This is a genomic window from Sphingomonas bacterium (genome assembly GCF_028292945.1).
GTDB lineage: Bacteria > Pseudomonadota > Alphaproteobacteria > Sphingomonadales > Sphingomonadaceae > Sphingomonas.
In genome coordinates, this window is sequence record NZ_JAQGLJ010000125.1 from 1 (window position 1) to 16,392 (window position 16,392).

The following is a 16,392-nucleotide window of genomic DNA, read 5'->3' on the forward strand; positions in this document are numbered from 1 at the left end:
CATCGCCGGCATGACCATGAAGAACACCATGATCAGGCCGTGCGCGGTGATCAGCACGTTCCACAGGTGGAGCGAGTGATCCAGCCCACCCTGCCCACCGGGCAGGTAATGCGCCCAGCTCGTCAGATACTGGATGCCGGGATGCGCCAGCTCCGCGCGCATCAGCCCGGAGATCGCGCCGCCGATGATCCCCGCCACGATGGCGAAGATCAGGTACAGCGTGCCGATGTCCTTGTGGTTCGTCGACATGAACCAGCGCGCGAAGAAAGCCGGCTTGTGGTCCGCGTCATGCGCGTGGTCGTGCGCCTCGTGCGCGGCGAAAGCCTGGTTGCCGGGAGCCGGAAAGCCGGAGCTGATTGCGGTATCGGTCATCTTATTGTCCAGCGTTGCCGGCACCGCCAACGTCGCCGTTGCGGGTGGCGCCTTGCGGGGTGGCGGGAAGGGCGGTCGTGCCTGGGTTCGGGCCGGCCGGCGGAGTGGTGAAGGCGGGCGGTTGCGCGCCCACGCCCCCGCCAGCACCGGGACCTGCGTTACCGGGGGCGCCCGGCTGCGGAATCACCTCGGCGGATGGTGCGGCGGCCGCGGCGGCGCCGGGCAGCGTGCCGCCCTTGGCCAGGACCCACTGGCGGAACACGGCCGGGGACACCGCCTGCACCGCGATCGGCATATAGGCATGACGCGCGCCGCACAGCTCCGAACACTGGCCGAAATAGATACCGGGCTTGTCGATGGTGAAGCTCGATTCGTTCAACCGACCGGGGATCGCGTCCAGCTTGAACCAGAACGCCGGGACCGCCCAGCTGTGGATGACATCGGCCGACGTGGTGATCAGCCGGATCGGCACGCCGACGGGGAGCACGACGCGGTTATCAACGGCCAGCAGCCGTGGCCCGTCGGCGTCGGTGCGGAACCGGTCGCCCGGCTGTACCTGATCGCGCTCCTTGAGCATGTTGGCGGTGATCTCGAAGTCGCCGAAATCGGGGTAGCTGTAGGTCCAGTACCATTGGTTGCCGATCACCTTGAGCGTGATCGCGTTGGCCGGCGCGGGCTTGAACTGCGCCTGCAGCAGCCCGATCGAGGGCACCGCGATCATCACCAGCGCAATGACGGGGATCAGCGTCCAGGCGACCTCGATCGCAGTGTTGTGGCTGGTCTTTGACGGAATGGTGTTGCGCGCCTTGCGGTAGCGGATCACGACCCACACCAGCAGCCCGAGCACGAAGATCGAGATGGCGGTGATGACCGGCATCAGGATGATGTTGTGAAACCAGCTGGCGAATTTGCCGTTTGTCGTGACCTGCGGCTGGACGCCCAAGCCCTCGGGCTGTGGCTGGCCGACATCGGGGTCGATGGCGATGGCAGGCGCGCCGTTCTGCGCCAGCAGCGGCGAGGCCGGCTGCGCGGTGGCCGGAGCGGCGGCCGTGGCCGGGGCGGTGTTGCTCGTGCCGGGCGGGGCCGCGGCCGGCTGCTGCTGCGCGCCAGCGGCGGTCAACCCGCCAAAAGCGAGCGCCGCGACCATCGCCAGCTTGAACAAACCCTTGCGCATGCGTCCCATCACCTTCGTGCGGCGGCCCGCCAGGGGGCCGCGCGGCTTCACCAAATCGCCTTGTAGGCCAGAGCCTATACGCACGCCCGCCCCCGCCCTCAAGCGTCGTCGTCAGGCGGATTGCTTTGCGTTGCAGCGAGGGCACATGGTCCGTATCAATCCGGCGGGAGGGAGCTAAGCCAGGCCACATGACCGACGACGACGTCCTTGGGGAGTTCCACGCGGCCGATGCACTGCTGGAAGGGCATTTCATCCTGTCGTCCGGGCTGCGCAGTCCGCGCTATCTGCAATGCGCGCGCGTGTTGATGGACCCAAAACGCGGCGCTCGTCTGGCCGAGGCGCTGGTGGCGCGGTTGCCCGCCGAGGTGAAGAGCCGCGCGACCGCGGTCGTGTCGCCGGCGATGGGCGGCGTCATCGCCGGCCAGGAACTCGCGCGCGCGCTGGGCGTGGAGGCGATGTTCCTCGAGCGTCCGGCAGGCGTGTTCGAACTGCGGCGCGGGTTCCGGCTGGAGCCGGGGCAGCAGGTGATCATGATGGAGGACGTGGTGACCACGGGCCTGTCGAGCCGCGAGGCGATCGCCGCGATCCGCGCGGCGGGCGGCGAGGTGGTCGCGGCGGCGGCGCTGGTCGATCGCTCGCTCGGGACGGCGGAGCTGGGCGTGCCGTTCTTCCCGCTGATCCGGCTCGACGTGCCGACCTATGCTGCGGACGCGCTGCCACCCGAGTTGGCGGCGATGCCACCAACCAAGCCAGGGAGCAGGGCGTTGTGATCCGGCATTGGGGTGCGGCGCTCGCCGCGACATTGCTGTGCGCCCCGTCCGCCCCGCCGCCGACCATGGCGCTCGACCCGGCGCGCGTGACCGCTGTGCTCGACAAGGCCGCATTCGCTGGAACGGTGTTGATCGCGCAGGGCGATCGCATCGTCTATGAGCGCGCCTTCGGCACGATCGACCCCAAGGGCGAAGCACCACACCGGCTTGGAGAAATCTGGCGCTGGGCCTCGGTCACCAAGCAGCTGACCGCCACCATCGCGATACAGGAGGTCGCGGCCGGGCGGCCCGATCCGGACACCCCGGTCCGCGCCTATCTGCCCGATAGCCGCGCCCCCGGTGCCGAATCGTCACGCCGCGCATGTTGATGCAGCACATCTCTGGCGTTGCGCGCACCAAGACAGTCCGCTCGGCCCGGACAATTGGCCGCGCTTCGACACGGCGGCGCTCGGCAGTGCCGACACCGGGCGAACCTGGTGCGAGGGCCCCATGCCAGGCACGGCGCCGGCCGCGTTCCACTATGGCGACTGCGATTTCATCCTGATGGGCGCGGTGCTGGAGAAGACGAGCGGGCTGCCCTTTGCTACCGTGTTCGAGCGGCGGATCGTCGCGCCGTTGCGGCCGAAGAAGGCCGGGCTGTTCGCTCGCAAGCAGCCGACGATGCCAGCCTTCGAGAAGGGGAACGACGTGCTCGCCGCCGCGCTGGGCCCGCCGGCATGACGCTGCGTCTGGGCGTCAACATCGATCACGTCGCGACCGTCAGGAACGCGCGCGGGACGGCGTACCCGGACCCGGTCCGCGCCGCCCTGATCGCCGCGGACGCGGGGGCGGACGGCATTACCGCGCACCTGCGCGAGGATCGGCGGCACATCACCGACGACGACATCGCGCGGCTGGCGGCGGAACTGACGATCCCGCTCAACCTGGAAATGGCGGCGACCGACGAGATGCTCGCCATCGCGCTGCGCCATCGCCCGCATGCCGCGTGCATCGTGCCCGAAAAACGCGAGGAGCGGACAACCGAGGGGGGTATCGACGCGGCGGGGCTGCACAACCGGCTCGCGCCGATGGTGCGCGAACTGGGCGCGGCGCGCGTTCGCGTGTCGCTGTTCATCGAGCCCGACCCCCGCCAGATCGAGGCGGCGATCCGACTCGCGGTGCCGGTGGTGGAGCTGCACACCGGCCGCTATGCCGAGCTGACCGGAGAGGAGCAGGCGACCGAATTGCGCCGGCTGGCCGACGCGGCCGCGCTGGCGGCGAAGAACGGACTGGAGGTCCATGCCGGCCACGGGCTGACGGTCGCCAACGTCGCACCCGTCGCCGCGATCCCGCAGGTGCGCGAGCTCAACATCGGCCATGCGCTGATCGCTGACGCGCTATTCATCGGATTGGGGGAGGCGGTGCGGGCGATGCGCGCAGTGATGGACGCCGCGCGCTGATCTCCTCGCCGTCTGCACCGCTTCGCGTGCGTGCCCGTCACATTCGCGCTATATAGCGTGGGCAGTCCCTCCGAACGGAACCCCCATGTCCCTCCGCCCCTGGCGCGACATCACGCGCCGACCCTGCCGCCAGATCATGGTCGGCAACGTCCCCGTCGGCGGCGACGCGCCCGTCACCGTGCAGACGATGACCAACACGCCGACCAGCGATCCGCGCGCGACGATCGACCAGATCCGGCGCTGCGAGGAGGCTGGTGTCGACATCATCCGAGTCTCGTGCCCCGATGTCGAGTCGACGGCGGCGCTGCGCCAGATCGTGCGCGCGGCGCGCGTGCCGATCGTCGCGGACATCCACTTCCACTACAAGCGCGCACTGGAGGCGGCGGACGCGGGTGCCGCGTGCCTGCGCATCAATCCGGGCAACATCGGCTCGTCCGAGCGCGTCGCCGAGGTCGTGCGCGCCGCCAAGGCGAACGGCTGCGCGATCCGGATCGGCGTCAACGGCGGCTCGCTGGAACGCCATCTGCTCGAGAAATATGGCGAGCCGTGCCCCGACGCGCTGGTCGAGTCGGCGCTCGATCATATCAAGCTGCTGCAGGATCACGATTTTCACGAGTTCAAGGTGGCGGTGAAGGCGTCCGACTTCTTCCTCGCGGTTGCCGCCTACCAGCAGCTCGCGGCAGTCGTCGACTGCCCGCTGCACCTGGGGATCACCGAGGCGGGCGGGTTCGTCGGCGGCACGGTGAAGAGCGCGATCGGCATCGGCTCGCTGCTCTGGTTCGGGATCGGCGATACGATCCGCGTGTCCTTGTCCGCCGAGCCGGAGGAGGAGGTCCGCGTCGGCTTCGAGATCCTGAAGTCGCTCGGCATCCGCAACCGCGGCGTGCGCGTGGTCAGCTGCCCGTCCTGCGCACGCCAGGGCTTCGACGTGATCCGCACCGTGCAGGCGCTGGAGGAGCGGCTGCAGCACATCCGCACGCCCATGTCGCTGTCGGTGCTCGGCTGCGTCGTCAACGGCCCCGGCGAAGCGCGCGAGACCGACATCGGCATCACCGGCGGCGGCAACGGCAAGCAAATGGTCTATCTGTCGGGCGTCACCGACCACCACGTCCAGGACGCCGGGATGATCGAACACATCGTCGCGCTAGTGGAGGCAAAGGCGGCGGAGATCGATGCCGCCACCGAGCAGAAGGTCGCGGCTTAGCCCATTACCGTCGAGAACAGGTGCGCAAACGCGTGGGCGAGCATCGCCGCTTCCAACCCACGCACCGCAAACAGCCAGCCGAATAACAGCCCCGGCATAGCATTGCCGATCAGCACGCCTGCGATCAGCTGCGGCGACGGATCGGGCAGGAGCATGTAGAGAACGGGCAAGTGGCCGGCGGCGAACAGCAGCGCCGCGAGCACGGTACCGACCGCTAGCACTGCCCGGCTCGCCGGTCGCTTTGCGCCGGTCAATCGCCACGCTACCCAGGCGAACAGGCTCATCAGGCCCCAGCGGGTGAGCAGCTCCTCGGTGATGCCGCCATAGAGCAGCTTCGGCAGCAGCGGCATGTCGAACGCCGGAGCCCCGGTCATCCAGTCGGCACTCAGGCGAGCGTAGCCCAGAAGCATCGCCGCTACGGCCGCGCCGGCCAGCAGGGCGGGCAGGAGCTGCGGCTTCAACGCCTGCCAGGGCGACTGGCGCGCGAGCAGCGCGCGGATCAGCGGTGCATCGAGGCCGAGGCGGGGTGCCAGCAGGCAGCCGATCATCACGCCGAGCGTCAGCAGGATCAGCGGGTTGATCAGCGACAGCAGTCGGAACTGCATCGCGCTGAAGCCAAGCCCCACCGGCTGCATAACCTCAAGCGGCGCGGATAGCAGCGAGGCGACGCCGAGCAGCCCGGCGAGCCAGAGCGCCGTGAAGAGCCGCCAGTCGAACCGTCGATCAGTTATCGCCTTCCCCCTTCGCGGGCCGCACCCGGGTCGCCGCGGCCGGCGCGGCCAGCTTCACCTCGCGCCGCGCGAACGCTTCGGGCAGCAGGCATTTGATCTGAGCGTTGCCTGCAGGGAGAGAGACATCAGTTCAGGACAATCGTGACCGCGCGCCGGTTCTGCGCATAGCTTTCCTCGTCCGAACCGGGCGCGACGGGGCGTTCCTTGCCATAGCTGATCGTCGTCATCCGGCCGGCGTCCACGCCCCGCGCCGCGAGGTAGTTCTTGGCGGCGTTGGCGCGACGGTCGCCGAGCGCGAGGTTGTATTCGCGGGTGCCGCGCTCGTCGGCATGGCCTTCCAGCGTGATGCGCTGCGCGGGATTGCGCGCCAGCCACTCCGCCTGCGAGTCGAGGATCGCGCGCGCGGTCGCGTCGATGTCATAGGCGTCGACCTGGAAGTTCACCGTGTTCGAGCTGACCGAGCGCCGGAAGTCCGCGTCCGAGCCGGGTGCGATCGCGCCGGAGCCTGAGCCGTCCTGCGTGCCGGTGCCGGCGCCCGCATCATTGTTGCCGGTGTCGGTCAGCGGCGGCGGCGGCAGCTGCGCGGGGCGCTTCTTGGCGCAGCCGGCGACGGCGATCAGCGCGGTGGCGGCGAGCAGGACTTGGGTGACTTTGGACATTGGATTTCTCCCGTGGAGGACGTCAGGGGCGAAGTGGCCCCCAGGCGGGGTCGGAGCCGTCGAGCGGGGTCGGGATGCGGCGCTCGTTGACGCCGGTCAGGTCGACGGACCACAGATCCGCCTTGCCCTGTGACCCGCGACCCGCGCGATAGAAGGTGATGACGCGGCCGTTGGGCGACCAGCTCGGCCCTTCGTCCTGCCAGCTGTCGGTGAGCAGTTTCTCGTCGCCTCCGGAGGGCGACATGATCCCGATGCGGAAATTGCCCGACAGGCGGGTGAACGCGATCTGGTCGCCGCGCGGGCTCCATACCGGCGTTGCGTAACGTCCGCCGCCAAAGCTGATGCGCTGCTGGTCGGAGCCGTCGGCGGCCATCACGTACAGCTGCTGCCCGCCCGAACGATCGCTTTCGAACACGATGCGGCGGCCGTCGGGCGAATAGCTGCCGCCGGTGTCGATGCCGGGCGACGTGGTCAACCGCTGCGGCGTGCCGCCGGTCACGGACACGCGGTACAGGTCGGTATTGCCCGCCTGCGCCATCGAGAACAGGATGGACCTGCCATCGGGCGAGAAGCGCGGCGCGAAGGTGGTGGCGACGTTCTGCACGACCAGCCGCTGCCGCCCCGAGCCGATGTCGTAGACATAGATCGACGGGATACGGCCCAGATAGCTCATATACACGATCGACTGCTGGTTGGGCGCGAAGCGCGGCGTCAGCACGATCGACTGGCCGTTGGTCAGGAAGCGGTGATTGGCCCCGTCCTGATCCATGATCGCCAACCGCTTGATGCGCTTTGCCTTGGGGCCAGTCTCCGCCACATAGACGACGCGGCTGTCGAAATAGGGGCCTTCGCCGGTGAGGCGGGCGTACACGGTGTCGGCGCATTTATGGCCTGCCCGCCGCCAGTCGCCAGGCGAGACGACGAAGCCCTGCCGTGCCAGCTCGACCTTGGAGAACACGTCGTACAGATAGCAGCCGACGGTCAGCGTGCCGTCGCCATTGGCGCGCACGAAGCCCTGCACCAGCGCCTGCGCGCCCGTGCCGCCCCAATAATCGAACTGCGGCGCGTTGACCTCTGGGAACGCCACCGGCCGCAGCTGGGCAGGGGCGACCGGCGTGAACAGCCCCGACCCGCGCAGATCGTTGGCGACGATCTCCGCGAGCTGACGGCCGAGCACGTCGGTGGCGCCGGCGGCGGTGTCGACCACCTGTTGCGTCGGCATCGCCGGAATGGCGATCGGCATCGGCGCGGAAATGCCGCCGGTGACGGAGACTTCGAGGGGAGGTGGGGTCTGGCCTTGGGCTGGCGCAGGCTGCTCCTGCGCCAAGGCCGGTGCGGCGAGCAGGGCTAAGGGAAGTAGAAGTGCTCGCACGTCAGAAATCCTCGTCATGCTGAACTCGTTTCAGCATCCATGCGCGACCAGCAACGGCAAGCCCCGCGCCAGCGGCTTCGCATGGACCCTGAAACAAGTTCAGGGTGACGGCCGGCGGATTGCTCCGCCCCCTCACCGCAGCTGCCACTGATAGTTGATGTTGTTCCACCCGCCACTCGCCGTCTGGTAGAATTCAGCAGGCAGCTTCAACGGTGAACAGCCCTTGAACGCCGCCACGCCAAGGTCGGTGACGCGCTGTGCATAACGTTCGTTTTCATCGTTCAGGCCGCTTTGCCGCTGTTTGGTGGGCGTCGCCGCCAGCGTGCCGTCGGGGTTGAGGCGGATATTGAGCGTGGTCACGATCCGATTCGCGCCCGGGCCGGGGTTCACCTGACGATCCGCGCAGGGCTGTATCTGACGCGCGATCGCCTGGACGATCGAGGCGGTGGGGTAGGGGCCAGGCTTCGCGCCGGGAGCGGCGTTCGAGGCGGGCCGACGTGGCGCATCGGCGGACAAGCCCTTGAGGAAATCGTCGCCGAGCCGCTGGCCGCGCGGGCGTGAATTCGTCGCGGCCGCGTTCGAGCCGCTCGCCGTGCTCGGGAGCAGGCCGGCAAGACGGTCGCTCCGCTTCGCCGGGGAGGGCTTCGTCGCCGCCGGCTTGGCTACCGCGGGTTTCGCGGCGGCGGGTTTCGGCTTGGCGGGCGCCGGCTTTGCAGCGGGCTGCCTGGCGGGAACAGGTTTGGCGGCGACCGGCGGCACCTTCTTGGGCGGCACGGGTGCGGGCTTCGGGGCCGGGACCGGCTTTGCGGCGACGGGCTCGGGTGGCGCTGGTCGCGCGGGCTCGGGGAGCGCTGCCGGCGCAGGTGGGGGAGGCGGTGCTGCGTCCTCCGGCAGGCCCTGATCCGGAGCGATCGACGGCGCGGGTGGTTCGGGTGCGGGCGGAGCTTGTGCTTCGGGCGCGACCTCGGCCACCAGGCTGACCTCCAGCGGCACCGGCTCGGGCCAGGCGCGGGGCTGCTGCTGGCCCCAGGCGATCGACAGCAGGCCGAAGATGACGAGGTGCGCGGCCAGCGCCAGGATGACGCCGGCGGGCAGCGACCGGTCCCGGTCCGCCCCAGTCACCGCCGGGCCTCTTCCGTCGTCACCAGCGAAACGCGGTTAAGGCCGGCGCGGTTCAATTCGCCCATCACGCGCATCACGCGCCCATAATCCAGCGAACGGTCGCCGCGCAGGAAGATCTGCGGCCGCTCGGTCCGGTCGGCGAGCTGCTCCAGCCGCGCGGGCAACGCCGCCTCGCTCACCTCCTCCTTGTCGAGGAACAACTTGCCCGCCGCGTCCAGCGACAGCTCGACCGGCTTTTGGTCCTGCTCCAGCGGCTTGGCGCGGCTGTCGGGCAGGTTCACCGGCACGCCGGCGGTCAGCAGGGGGGCGGTGACCATGAAGATGATCAGCAGCACCAGCATCACGTCGACCAGCGGCGTGACGTTGATCTCCGCCATCGGCGCGCGGCGGCGACCGGAACGGGGGGAGTTCATCGCCACGGCGAGATCACTTCACGCTGTCCAGCTGGCGCGACAGGGTGGTGTGGAATCCGTCCGCGAACCGCGCCAGGCTCGCCTCCACCTTGTTCACCGTGTGGCTGAAGCGGTTGTACGCGATCACCGCCGGGATTGCCGCGAACAGCCCGATCGCGGTCGCGAACAGCGCCTCCGCGATTCCCGGCGCCACCACCGCGAGCGACGAGTTCTGCGCCTGCGCGATCGCGCTGAACGAGCGCATGATGCCCCACACGGTCCCGAACAGCCCGACGAACGGCGCCACCGAGCCGACCGTCGCCAGCACGTTGAGCTTGTCCGCGAGGCTATCCACCTCGTTCGCCGCCGCCGCCGCCATCGCGGTCGACAGCCGCTCGCGCGTCGCGACCTTGTCGACCCCGGTGCCGGCGGTCGAGCGCCGCCACTCCGCGATGCCGGCCGCCATCACCCGGGCCGACGGCAAGGCGCTGTCGGCATGCGCCTTGTAGAAGGCGTCAATGTCCTCGGCCTTGGCGAAATCGCTCTCGAACGCGCGCATCGCCTTACGCGTGCGGCCGACGCGCCGCCAGAAGGTGAGGATGATGCCCCACGTCCAGATGCTTGCAAGCAGCAGCCCGCCCATCACCACCTTCACCACCCAATCGGCGTGAATGAACAGCGCGAGCGGCGACAGCGATGCCGGGTCGGTAAGAAGGACGGGGTTCACGGGTTCTCCTGTGGCAGCAACTGCCGAAAGATGGCGGTCCAGGTGGCCGGCTGGCGCCGTGGCCGCCCCGCCGGGGACACCAGCGCCGCCGTGACCGTGGCGTCGGTCAACACCTGTGCCGCGCGCCTGACCTGTTGATGGATGACGACGCTCGCGGCGCGGACGGCAGCTAGCGACGATACGACGAGCAGCGCATCGTCGAGCCTTGCGGGCGCGCGATAGCGGATGCGGAGGTCGGCGACGGCGTAAGCGCCGCCGCCCGCCTCCATGACGCTACGCTGATCGACGCCGGCGACGCGCAGCATGTCGGATCGGGCGCGCTCCATGAAGCGCAGGTAATTGGCGTGATAGACGATGCCCGACAGGTCCGTGTCCTCGAAGAACACACGCAGCGGATAGCGGTGCTCCGCGCCCACGAAGCGCCCGCTTACCGGCTGATCGAGGTCCGCTGCGTCCATGGCCGCGCTGTTAACCGAACGGGACTGGGGGGGAAAGACCGCACGCCGCTTGACACGTGTAACCTATGGGTTACATGTCACCCATAGGTTACATCGGGGAGCGACTAATGACCAGCGACATCGAACAGGCCGATCGACTTACCCGCCGCCGCGCGCGGATCATTCCCGTGCTCGCCGTCCTGCTGCTCACGCAGCAGACGATATTCCTGTCGCAGGAGGGAACACGCACGGTCGATCATCTCAAGATCGGCGCATGGGTGGTGCTGACGGCGGCGCTGCTGCTGATGCTGGCGACGGGCGGCGGGCTGTTCCGCTCGCCGGCGGTGCGCGCGCTGTTGAATGACGAGACCACGCGGCTGCACCGTCTGCGCGCCTGTGCGGCGGGGTTCTGGGCGACGATGGCCTGCGGTATCGCCGTTTATCTGCTGGCCCAGATCGTCGCAATCACGCCGCGCGAAGCGGTTCACGTCGTCGTCACCGCCGGGCTGACGGCCGCGCTGCTCAGCTTCGCCACCCAGGAGCGTCGAGCGCTGCAATGAGCGATCGGCTCGCCAACGATCTGCGCGACAAGCGCACGGCAAAGGGCTGGACCCAGGCCGATCTCGCGGAGCGCGTCGGGGTCAGCCGCAAGACGATCAACACGGTGGAGAACGGCGTGTTCGTGCCATCCACGGTGCTGGCGTTGAAGCTGGCGGCGACGCTGGGCGAGCCGGTGGAGGCGTTGTTCCGGCTCGAAACCTAGCGCGACGCGAGTTGCACGGGCGCCTCGCCGAACACGCGCGGGTCGACGGACAGCCAGGGCGGCGCGAACGGCTGGTCGAGCGAGGCGAGCCGCGCCCCGGCATCGGCGGCGGGGTCGAGCGTCGTCTCCAGCTCGACCAACGCGACGCGCGCGGCCGCGCAGAACGACGAGCGCCCGCGCGACTGGCCGAAATGATTGTACAACCGCGTCATCTGGTCGTCGTAGCGGTCGCGACCGACCGCCGTCGCCGCCTGGTACTCGGCCGCATAGGCCGCCTCCGCCGCCTTGAGCGGCACGGCATGGCGCGCGAGCAACGCGTTGTAGCCCGCCACCAGCACCGCCTCCTCGGGACCGCGACACGCCAGCGCCGCGACGTTCAGCCCGGCGCGCAGGTGCCACAACGTCGCCGCCTCGCTCAGCCCGGCGTTGATCGGGTTTGGCGCAGGTGCCTGCCGGTCCACAACCACGGCGAGCGGCGGCGGCGTAATCGCGACCGCGACCGGCGCGGGTCGGCCGACACAGCCGGCGAGCAGCGCGGCAATGAACGTCGTGACTGTCGTTCGCATGGAGAACCTCGCAGGAGTCTCTCCCCCCGCCGCCAGCCATACGCAGGGCGAGGTTGCGATCGGGTAAAGCCAGCTTTCAGATCTCTCCGATCATTCCCGCCAGCGTTTCCAGGCACGCGACGCCCAGCGCCTTCGACCGTTCCGGCGACCAGCCGAACTCCGGGTCCGGGTTGGGATCGTGGTCCTTGAACGGCATCTCCAGCGTCACCGACACCGCGCCGAACCGTTCGGCCAGCTGGTTGGTGGACATCGACAGATTGGCGTTACCGGGCTTGGATTTCTCATAGCCGCGTTCGATCTGGAAGTCGGCGGTATGCGCGGCCAAGCGGCGCTGGAAATCGTAGAACTTCGCGCCGTGCTCGTCGGTCCAGGACGGGATGCCTTCATATCCGGCGATGAAATTGGCCGGGATCGCCTCGTCGCCATGTACATCGAGTGCGAAGTCGACGCCGGTCTCGTTCATCGCGTCGAGCACGCACAACACTTCCGGACTGCGTTCCACCGTCGGCGCATGCCACTCGCGGTTGAGGTTCACGCCCGCGGCATTGGTGCGCAGGTGGCCGCGCCTGGTGCCGTCCGGGTTCATGTTGGGCACGATATGCACGGTCGCGGCGGCGAGCAGCGGGGCAGCGGCGGGACCCGTCAGCCAGTCGAGCGCGCCCTCCATCCACCATTCCACCATCGATTCGCCGGGATGCTGGCGCGCGTACAGCCATACCTGCTTCGGCCCGTCGCCGACCCGCAGATAGTCGATCGCCTGCCCGTCCAGGCTCTGCCCGAGTTCGCGATGCGTCACGCCGGGGCGTGCCGCGATGCGCGCGATCAGCGCCTCGTGCTGCTCCATCGTATAGGGCGCGAAATAGGCGAACCAGGCGAGCTCGCCATCGACCGTCCAGCGCCATTCCAGCACGCCGTCCGCGTAGCTGGTCTCCGCCTGCCGCCACGCGATCCGGTCGCTGCTGGCACGGGTGCGATAGCCGGGCCAGGCGAACGGATAGGCCGACTTGCCGGCGTTGAGGATGCGAAAGGTCAGCGTCCGACCGCGCGCGCCGGCGACGCGGAAGTAGAACCACTGGAAGAAGTCCGACTGGTGGTCGGCGACGATCTCCAGATCGACGACATCTCCATGAATCGCGACGACGCGGATGTTGCCGCCGTCGAATGCGGCGTTGATCGTTATGCTCATCTGACGGTGATAGTGCGCCCCGACTCGCCCGGAAAGCCCGTGAACAGCGCGGCGGCAAGCTTGTCGGCGATTACCGCCTCGTCGGCCGGGCTGCGCTGGAGCGTGCGCGCATTGCCCTCCCAGACGGGCGACTGGTCGACACGGCGCTTGATGGTGACGGTCAGCTCCGTGCCCAGCAGCTGGTTGCGCCGTGACTTGCCGATCGGGATTCCGATGCCGCCGCCCAGCCCGACGCCACCGTTGCCCCCACCGCTGTAGCCACCCGCGCCGATACCGATCGAGAAGGGCGACGGGCGGCGCGGTCCCTCCTGCGCGGAGCGGCGCACGTCGACCAGCGCGATGAACTGGACTTGTCCGCCCGGCGCTGCGGGAACATAGCCCGCCAGGCCGAGCTGACGCGATACGGCTGCCGCGAACGGCTGACCCGACAGGCCATCGCCACCGGCCGCTGGCTGCACCACCACCGTGCCGCGCTCGACCGGCGCGCCGAGATGGTAGCGGATGACGTCGGTGGGCGCGCTCAGACCGCCGGTCGTGGCACAGGCGGCAAGGCCGAGAGCGGAGGTGGCGAGCAGGGCAAGCGAGCGGCGCATGGAGAACCTCGACGGGGATGTTACGCAAGTGCAACGCACGCGGCGGCGGTTCGCTCCCCGGTTGACTTTGCGGGGGGTCGCCCATAGGCGAGCGCCTTTCCGACAACGCCATTCCCAAGAAGATTTTCCATGAAGATTCGCAACTCGCTGAAGTCGCTGAAGGATCGCCATCGCGACAACCGCGTGATCCGCCGCCGCGGCCGCACCTATGTGATCAACAAGACCAACCGCCGCTTCAAGGCACGGCAGGGCTAAGGCAGCGGATTAGCAGCGCTAATCCGCGTCTCGGCCGCAGCCCCGGCCAGCGGGCGCAGCCCGTCTGACGACGCGGAATTCACTTCCGCGTCGGGGCCGCCTGGTGGTGAGCAATGACCCCACCCACCGCCATCATCTTCGACATCGGTCGCGTCCTCTACCGCTGGGACCCGCGCTTCCTGTACGAACGCCACCTGTCTGGCGAGGCGCTCGATAGTTTCCTGCGCGACGTCGTCACACCCGAGTGGCATTTCCAGCACGATGCCGGGCGCGATTTCGCCGATACATCCGCGGAGCTGATGGCCCTGCATCCGCAGCACGCGGAGCTCATCGCGGCATGGGCACCCAGTTTCCTCGACACCATCCCTGGCCCGGTCGACGGCATGCCCGCGCTGGTCGACGAGCTCCACGCCCGCGACGTGCCGCTGTACGCGCTGACCAACTTCTCCCATGAATTCTGGCCACCGTTCCGCGCCCGCGAGACGACAATGTTCGACCGTTTCCGCGACATCCTCGTCTCGGGCGAGGAGAAGCTGGTGAAGCCGGACCCCGCCATCTACGCGCGGGCGCTGGACCGGTTCGGGCTAGTGGCGGCGGAAACGGTCTTCATCGACGACAATGAGGCAAACGTCGTGGCGGCGGCCGGGGTGGGGCTGATCGCCCTGCACTTCGCGGACGAACCGACCCTTCGATGCGAGTTGGCAGCGCTCGGCCTGCTCGGCTGACCCTAACCGCCAAACCCCTTCAGCTCGTCGCCGGTCAGCCGAACCACGTGCAGCACGTTCGTGGACCCAGGCGTCTTGAACGGCACGCCGGCCAACACGATGATCCGGTCGCCGGCGCGCGCGATCTTGTGGCGCAGTGCCATGCGACGGGCCTTGGCCACCATCTCCTCGAATGATTCGACGTCGCGCGTGAAGACCGCGTGCGTGCCCCACAACAGCCCCAGCCGACGCGCGGTCACAGTAGACGGGGTCAGCACCAGGATCGGCACGCCCGGCCGCTCGCGGGCGATGCGGCGTGCGGTGGAACCCGATGTGGTGTAGCAGACGATGGCGCTCGCGGATGCGGTTTCGGCGATCGTCTTGGCCGCCTCGGCCAGCGCGTCGGCGGTGGTGGGATCGGGCTTGGTGACGGTGAAGTGGATACGGTCGCCATGGCCGGGGTCGCGCTCGACCGCGTCGCCGATCGCGTTCATCATTGCCACCGCCTCGACCGGCCAGTCGCCAGCGGCGCTTTCGGCGGACAACATGATCGCATCCGCGCCGTCATAGATCGCGGTCGCCACGTCGCTGACCTCGGCGCGCGTCGGCGAAGGCGAGGTGATCATCGATTCGAGCATCTGCGTCGCGACGATCACCGGGCGCCCCAGTCGCCGCGAGACCTCGATGATGCGCTTCTGCAGCGGCGGCACCGACTGCGGCGGCAGCTCGACACCCAGGTCGCCGCGCGCGACCATCACGCCGTCGCATTGCTCGACGATCTCCTCCAGCCGGTCGATCGCGGCGGGCTTCTCGATCTTCGCCAGCAGCGCCGCCTTGCCGCCGATCAGCGTGCGCGCCTCCATCAGGTCCTCGGGCCGCTGCACGAACGAAAGTGCGATCCAGTCCACCCCCGCCTGCACCGCCCAGTCGAGATCGCGGCGGTCCTTTTCCGTGAGCGCGGGCACCGGCACCACCACGTCCGGGACGTTCAACCCCTTGTTGTCGGACAGCTTGCCGCCGACCTCGACGGTCGTGACGATGCGGTCCGCGTCATGCTCGACGACGCGCAGCACCAGCTTGCCGTCGTCAAGCAGCAGCCGCGCGTTGGTCTGCACGGCTGCAAAGATCTCGCGATGCGGCAGCTCGACACGGGTCGCGTCGCCCGGTTCGGGCGAGCGGTCGAGCACGAAGCGGCTACCTGTTGCCAGCGTCACGGTGCCGTCCGTGAATTTGCCGACCCGCAATTTGGGGCCTTGCAGGTCGGCCAGGATCGTCGTCGGCCGGTGGTACTTCTTCTCCAGCGCGCGGATGGCGGCGATCACCGGCAGCTTCCCCGCCTGATCGCCGTGACTCATGTTGAGACGAAACGCGTCGGCGCCGGCGCGGTACAGCGCCTCGATCATCTCGGGCGTGTTGCTGGCGGGACCCAGCGTGGCCAGGACGCGAACCTTGCGCGTGCGGGGCGTGATGGCTTTGGACATGAACGCTTCCGAGTGGCTTGGCCGAACTCCGCCTTAGCCGCTAACGAGTCGCGATCAACTGCCCCAGGCCTCTGAAGGACATGACATGGACCCGCTTGACCAGCTCGACGACGCCCATGCGGCGGTCGCGTTCCGCCGCTTGGTGCGGCACCTGCGTCATCGCGATGACGCCGCCAACATCGACCTGATGGGACTGTCGGGCTTCTGCCGCAACTGCCTGTCGGAGTGGGTTGAGGACGCCGCCGGGCTGCCCCGTGGCGGGGCACGCGATGCGATCTACGGGGAGCCTTACGCCGACTTCAAGGCGCGCCAGCCCGCCGCGACGCCCGAGCAGCTGGCGCGGATGGAAGAGAGCTTGAAGAAGAACCCTGTCACGGCCGCATGACGGCTGGATGATGCCTCTTGACCAATAGCCCTCCCCGGCGGAAGCCGGGGCCCACTCGGC

The 16,392-nt window shown here is 68.9% G+C and carries 23 protein-coding genes; 10 read left to right on the top strand and 13 right to left on the bottom strand.

Annotation, left to right across the window (positions count from 1 at the left end; genetic code table 11):
• Both JWN21_RS13150 and coxB read right to left on the bottom strand, forming a co-directional pair.
• A partial coding sequence (locus JWN21_RS13150; RefSeq protein ID WP_299651022.1) for a cbb3-type cytochrome c oxidase subunit I occupies positions 1–372 on the bottom strand: 372 nt, incomplete at its 3' end.
• 1 nt (position 373) lies between these two features.
• A complete protein-coding gene (coxB, locus tag JWN21_RS13155; protein WP_299651025.1) occupies positions 374–1,546 on the bottom strand; it encodes a cytochrome c oxidase subunit II in 1,173 nt (390 codons plus the stop codon).
• A gap of 188 nt (positions 1,547–1,734) precedes the next feature.
• Here coxB and pyrE point away from each other — a divergent pair, with 188 nt between their 5' ends.
• From pyrE to ispG, 5 genes are all read left to right on the top strand, one after another.
• On the top strand, positions 1,735–2,316 hold the full coding sequence (gene pyrE, locus JWN21_RS13160; protein WP_299651028.1) for an orotate phosphoribosyltransferase: 582 nt from the start codon (positions 1,735–1,737) through the stop codon (positions 2,314–2,316).
• On the top strand, positions 2,313–2,684 hold the full coding sequence (locus JWN21_RS13165) for a serine hydrolase domain-containing protein (RefSeq protein WP_299651031.1): 372 nt from the start codon (positions 2,313–2,315) through the stop codon (positions 2,682–2,684). Before pyrE ends, JWN21_RS13165 begins: the two co-directional genes overlap by 4 nt.
• 121 nt (positions 2,685–2,805) lie before the next feature.
• On the top strand, positions 2,806–3,036 hold the full coding sequence (locus JWN21_RS13170; protein WP_299651034.1) for a hypothetical protein: 231 nt from the start codon (positions 2,806–2,808) through the stop codon (positions 3,034–3,036).
• On the top strand, positions 3,033–3,755 hold the full coding sequence (locus JWN21_RS13175) for a pyridoxine 5'-phosphate synthase (RefSeq protein WP_299651037.1): 723 nt from the start codon (positions 3,033–3,035) through the stop codon (positions 3,753–3,755). Before JWN21_RS13170 ends, JWN21_RS13175 begins: the two co-directional genes overlap by 4 nt.
• An 85-nt stretch (positions 3,756–3,840) precedes the next feature.
• Positions 3,841–4,959: a flavodoxin-dependent (E)-4-hydroxy-3-methylbut-2-enyl-diphosphate synthase gene (gene ispG / locus JWN21_RS13180; RefSeq protein ID WP_299651040.1), complete on the top strand. Its 1,119-nt coding sequence runs from the start codon at positions 3,841–3,843 to the stop codon at positions 4,957–4,959.
• Here ispG and JWN21_RS13185 read toward each other — a convergent pair.
• From JWN21_RS13185 to JWN21_RS13215, 7 genes are all read right to left on the bottom strand, one after another.
• Positions 4,956–5,564, bottom strand: a complete 609-nt coding sequence (locus JWN21_RS13185; protein ID WP_299651043.1) for a CPBP family glutamic-type intramembrane protease — start codon at positions 5,562–5,564, stop codon at positions 4,956–4,958. The two genes, ispG and JWN21_RS13185, sit on opposite strands and share 4 nt — an antisense overlap.
• Before the next feature lie 251 nt (positions 5,565–5,815).
• Positions 5,816–6,349 carry a peptidoglycan-associated lipoprotein Pal gene (gene pal, locus JWN21_RS13190; protein ID WP_299651046.1) on the bottom strand — a complete coding sequence of 178 codons (534 nt, stop codon included), beginning with the start codon at positions 6,347–6,349 and terminating at the stop codon, positions 5,816–5,818.
• Between the two features lie 22 nt (positions 6,350–6,371).
• Positions 6,372–7,739, bottom strand: a complete 1,368-nt coding sequence (tolB, locus tag JWN21_RS13195) for a Tol-Pal system beta propeller repeat protein TolB (protein WP_299651048.1) — start codon at positions 7,737–7,739, stop codon at positions 6,372–6,374.
• 114 nt (positions 7,740–7,853) lie between these two features.
• A complete protein-coding gene (locus JWN21_RS13200) occupies positions 7,854–8,843 on the bottom strand; it encodes a cell envelope biogenesis protein TolA (protein ID WP_299651050.1) in 990 nt (329 codons plus the stop codon).
• Positions 8,840–9,262, bottom strand: coding sequence for a protein TolR (tolR, locus tag JWN21_RS13205; protein ID WP_299651053.1), 423 nt, complete (start codon positions 9,260–9,262; stop codon positions 8,840–8,842). Before tolR ends, JWN21_RS13200 begins: the two co-directional genes overlap by 4 nt.
• 7 nt (positions 9,263–9,269) lie before the next feature.
• A complete protein-coding gene (tolQ, locus tag JWN21_RS13210; protein ID WP_299651055.1) occupies positions 9,270–9,962 on the bottom strand; it encodes a protein TolQ in 693 nt (230 codons plus the stop codon).
• Positions 9,959–10,420 carry a YbgC/FadM family acyl-CoA thioesterase gene (locus tag JWN21_RS13215; RefSeq protein ID WP_299651058.1) on the bottom strand — a complete coding sequence of 154 codons (462 nt, stop codon included), beginning with the start codon at positions 10,418–10,420 and terminating at the stop codon, positions 9,959–9,961. Before JWN21_RS13215 ends, tolQ begins: the two co-directional genes overlap by 4 nt.
• Positions 10,421–10,527: 107 nt before the next feature.
• Between JWN21_RS13215 and JWN21_RS13220 the strand changes: the two genes are divergently transcribed.
• Together JWN21_RS13220 and JWN21_RS13225 are read left to right on the top strand one after the other, a co-directional pair.
• A complete protein-coding gene (locus JWN21_RS13220; RefSeq protein WP_299651061.1) occupies positions 10,528–10,959 on the top strand; it encodes a hypothetical protein in 432 nt (143 codons plus the stop codon).
• Positions 10,956–11,162: a helix-turn-helix transcriptional regulator gene (locus JWN21_RS13225; protein ID WP_299651064.1), complete on the top strand. Its 207-nt coding sequence runs from the start codon at positions 10,956–10,958 to the stop codon at positions 11,160–11,162. The genes JWN21_RS13220 and JWN21_RS13225 overlap by 4 nt, the downstream gene beginning before the upstream one ends.
• Here the strand turns inward: JWN21_RS13225 and JWN21_RS13230 are convergent.
• From JWN21_RS13230 to JWN21_RS13240, 3 genes are all read right to left on the bottom strand, one after another.
• The gene (locus JWN21_RS13230; protein WP_299651067.1) at positions 11,159–11,728 is read right to left on the bottom strand and encodes a hypothetical protein; all 570 of its coding nucleotides are present in this window, start codon (positions 11,726–11,728) and stop codon (positions 11,159–11,161) included. The two genes, JWN21_RS13225 and JWN21_RS13230, sit on opposite strands and share 4 nt — an antisense overlap.
• Positions 11,729–11,804: 76 nt before the next feature.
• Positions 11,805–12,914: a M14-type cytosolic carboxypeptidase gene (locus tag JWN21_RS13235; RefSeq protein ID WP_299651069.1), complete on the bottom strand. Its 1,110-nt coding sequence runs from the start codon at positions 12,912–12,914 to the stop codon at positions 11,805–11,807.
• Positions 12,911–13,507 carry a DUF4136 domain-containing protein gene (locus JWN21_RS13240; RefSeq protein ID WP_299651072.1) on the bottom strand — a complete coding sequence of 199 codons (597 nt, stop codon included), beginning with the start codon at positions 13,505–13,507 and terminating at the stop codon, positions 12,911–12,913. The genes JWN21_RS13235 and JWN21_RS13240 overlap by 4 nt, the downstream gene beginning before the upstream one ends.
• A 129-nt stretch (positions 13,508–13,636) precedes the next feature.
• Here JWN21_RS13240 and ykgO point away from each other — a divergent pair, with 129 nt between their 5' ends.
• Positions 13,637–13,762 (top strand): type B 50S ribosomal protein L36, encoded by a 126-nt coding sequence (gene ykgO, locus JWN21_RS13245; RefSeq protein WP_003046794.1) that lies wholly within the window; start codon positions 13,637–13,639, stop codon positions 13,760–13,762.
• A 113-nt stretch (positions 13,763–13,875) separates the two neighbouring features.
• A complete protein-coding gene (locus JWN21_RS13250; protein ID WP_299651075.1) occupies positions 13,876–14,487 on the top strand; it encodes an HAD family phosphatase in 612 nt (203 codons plus the stop codon).
• A 2-nt stretch (positions 14,488–14,489) separates the two neighbouring features.
• On the opposite strand, the gene pyk is transcribed toward JWN21_RS13250, so the two are convergent.
• The gene (gene pyk / locus JWN21_RS13255; protein WP_299651078.1) at positions 14,490–15,947 is read right to left on the bottom strand and encodes a pyruvate kinase; all 1,458 of its coding nucleotides are present in this window, start codon (positions 15,945–15,947) and stop codon (positions 14,490–14,492) included.
• Positions 15,948–16,032: 85 nt separating this feature from the next.
• Between pyk and JWN21_RS13260 the strand changes: the two genes are divergently transcribed.
• Complete coding sequence (locus tag JWN21_RS13260; protein ID WP_299651081.1) at positions 16,033–16,332, top strand: DUF1244 domain-containing protein; 300 nt, start codon at positions 16,033–16,035, stop codon at positions 16,330–16,332.
• The last annotated feature ends 60 nt before the right edge of the window (positions 16,333–16,392 follow it).

What these genes read in the sequence shown, in the direction of transcription:
- coxB (WP_299651025.1), bottom strand. Translation starts at nt 1,546, where the DNA reads ATGCGCAAGGGTTTGTTCAAGCTGGCGATGGTCGCGGCGCTCGCTTTT.
- pyrE (WP_299651028.1), top strand. Translation starts at nt 1,735, where the DNA reads ATGACCGACGACGACGTCCTTGGGGAGTTCCACGCGGCCGATGCACTG.
- JWN21_RS13170 (WP_299651034.1), top strand. Translation starts at nt 2,806, where the DNA reads ATGCCAGGCACGGCGCCGGCCGCGTTCCACTATGGCGACTGCGATTTC.
- JWN21_RS13175 (WP_299651037.1), top strand. Translation starts at nt 3,033, where the DNA reads ATGACGCTGCGTCTGGGCGTCAACATCGATCACGTCGCGACCGTCAGG.
- ispG (WP_299651040.1), top strand. Translation starts at nt 3,841, where the DNA reads ATGTCCCTCCGCCCCTGGCGCGACATCACGCGCCGACCCTGCCGCCAG.
- JWN21_RS13185 (WP_299651043.1), bottom strand. Translation starts at nt 5,564, where the DNA reads ATGCAGTTCCGACTGCTGTCGCTGATCAACCCGCTGATCCTGCTGACG.
- pal (WP_299651046.1), bottom strand. Translation starts at nt 6,349, where the DNA reads ATGTCCAAAGTCACCCAAGTCCTGCTCGCCGCCACCGCGCTGATCGCC.
- tolB (WP_299651048.1), bottom strand. Translation starts at nt 7,739, where the DNA reads ATGACGAGGATTTCTGACGTGCGAGCACTTCTACTTCCCTTAGCCCTG.
- JWN21_RS13215 (WP_299651058.1), bottom strand. Translation starts at nt 10,420, where the DNA reads ATGGACGCAGCGGACCTCGATCAGCCGGTAAGCGGGCGCTTCGTGGGC.
- JWN21_RS13220 (WP_299651061.1), top strand. Translation starts at nt 10,528, where the DNA reads ATGACCAGCGACATCGAACAGGCCGATCGACTTACCCGCCGCCGCGCG.
- JWN21_RS13225 (WP_299651064.1), top strand. Translation starts at nt 10,956, where the DNA reads ATGAGCGATCGGCTCGCCAACGATCTGCGCGACAAGCGCACGGCAAAG.
- JWN21_RS13230 (WP_299651067.1), bottom strand. Translation starts at nt 11,728, where the DNA reads ATGCGAACGACAGTCACGACGTTCATTGCCGCGCTGCTCGCCGGCTGT.
- JWN21_RS13235 (WP_299651069.1), bottom strand. Translation starts at nt 12,914, where the DNA reads ATGAGCATAACGATCAACGCCGCATTCGACGGCGGCAACATCCGCGTC.
- JWN21_RS13240 (WP_299651072.1), bottom strand. Translation starts at nt 13,507, where the DNA reads ATGCGCCGCTCGCTTGCCCTGCTCGCCACCTCCGCTCTCGGCCTTGCC.
- ykgO (WP_003046794.1), top strand. Translation starts at nt 13,637, where the DNA reads ATGAAGATTCGCAACTCGCTGAAGTCGCTGAAGGATCGCCATCGCGAC.
- JWN21_RS13250 (WP_299651075.1), top strand. Translation starts at nt 13,876, where the DNA reads ATGACCCCACCCACCGCCATCATCTTCGACATCGGTCGCGTCCTCTAC.
- pyk (WP_299651078.1), bottom strand. Translation starts at nt 15,947, where the DNA reads ATGTCCAAAGCCATCACGCCCCGCACGCGCAAGGTTCGCGTCCTGGCC.
- JWN21_RS13260 (WP_299651081.1), top strand. Translation starts at nt 16,033, where the DNA reads ATGGACCCGCTTGACCAGCTCGACGACGCCCATGCGGCGGTCGCGTTC.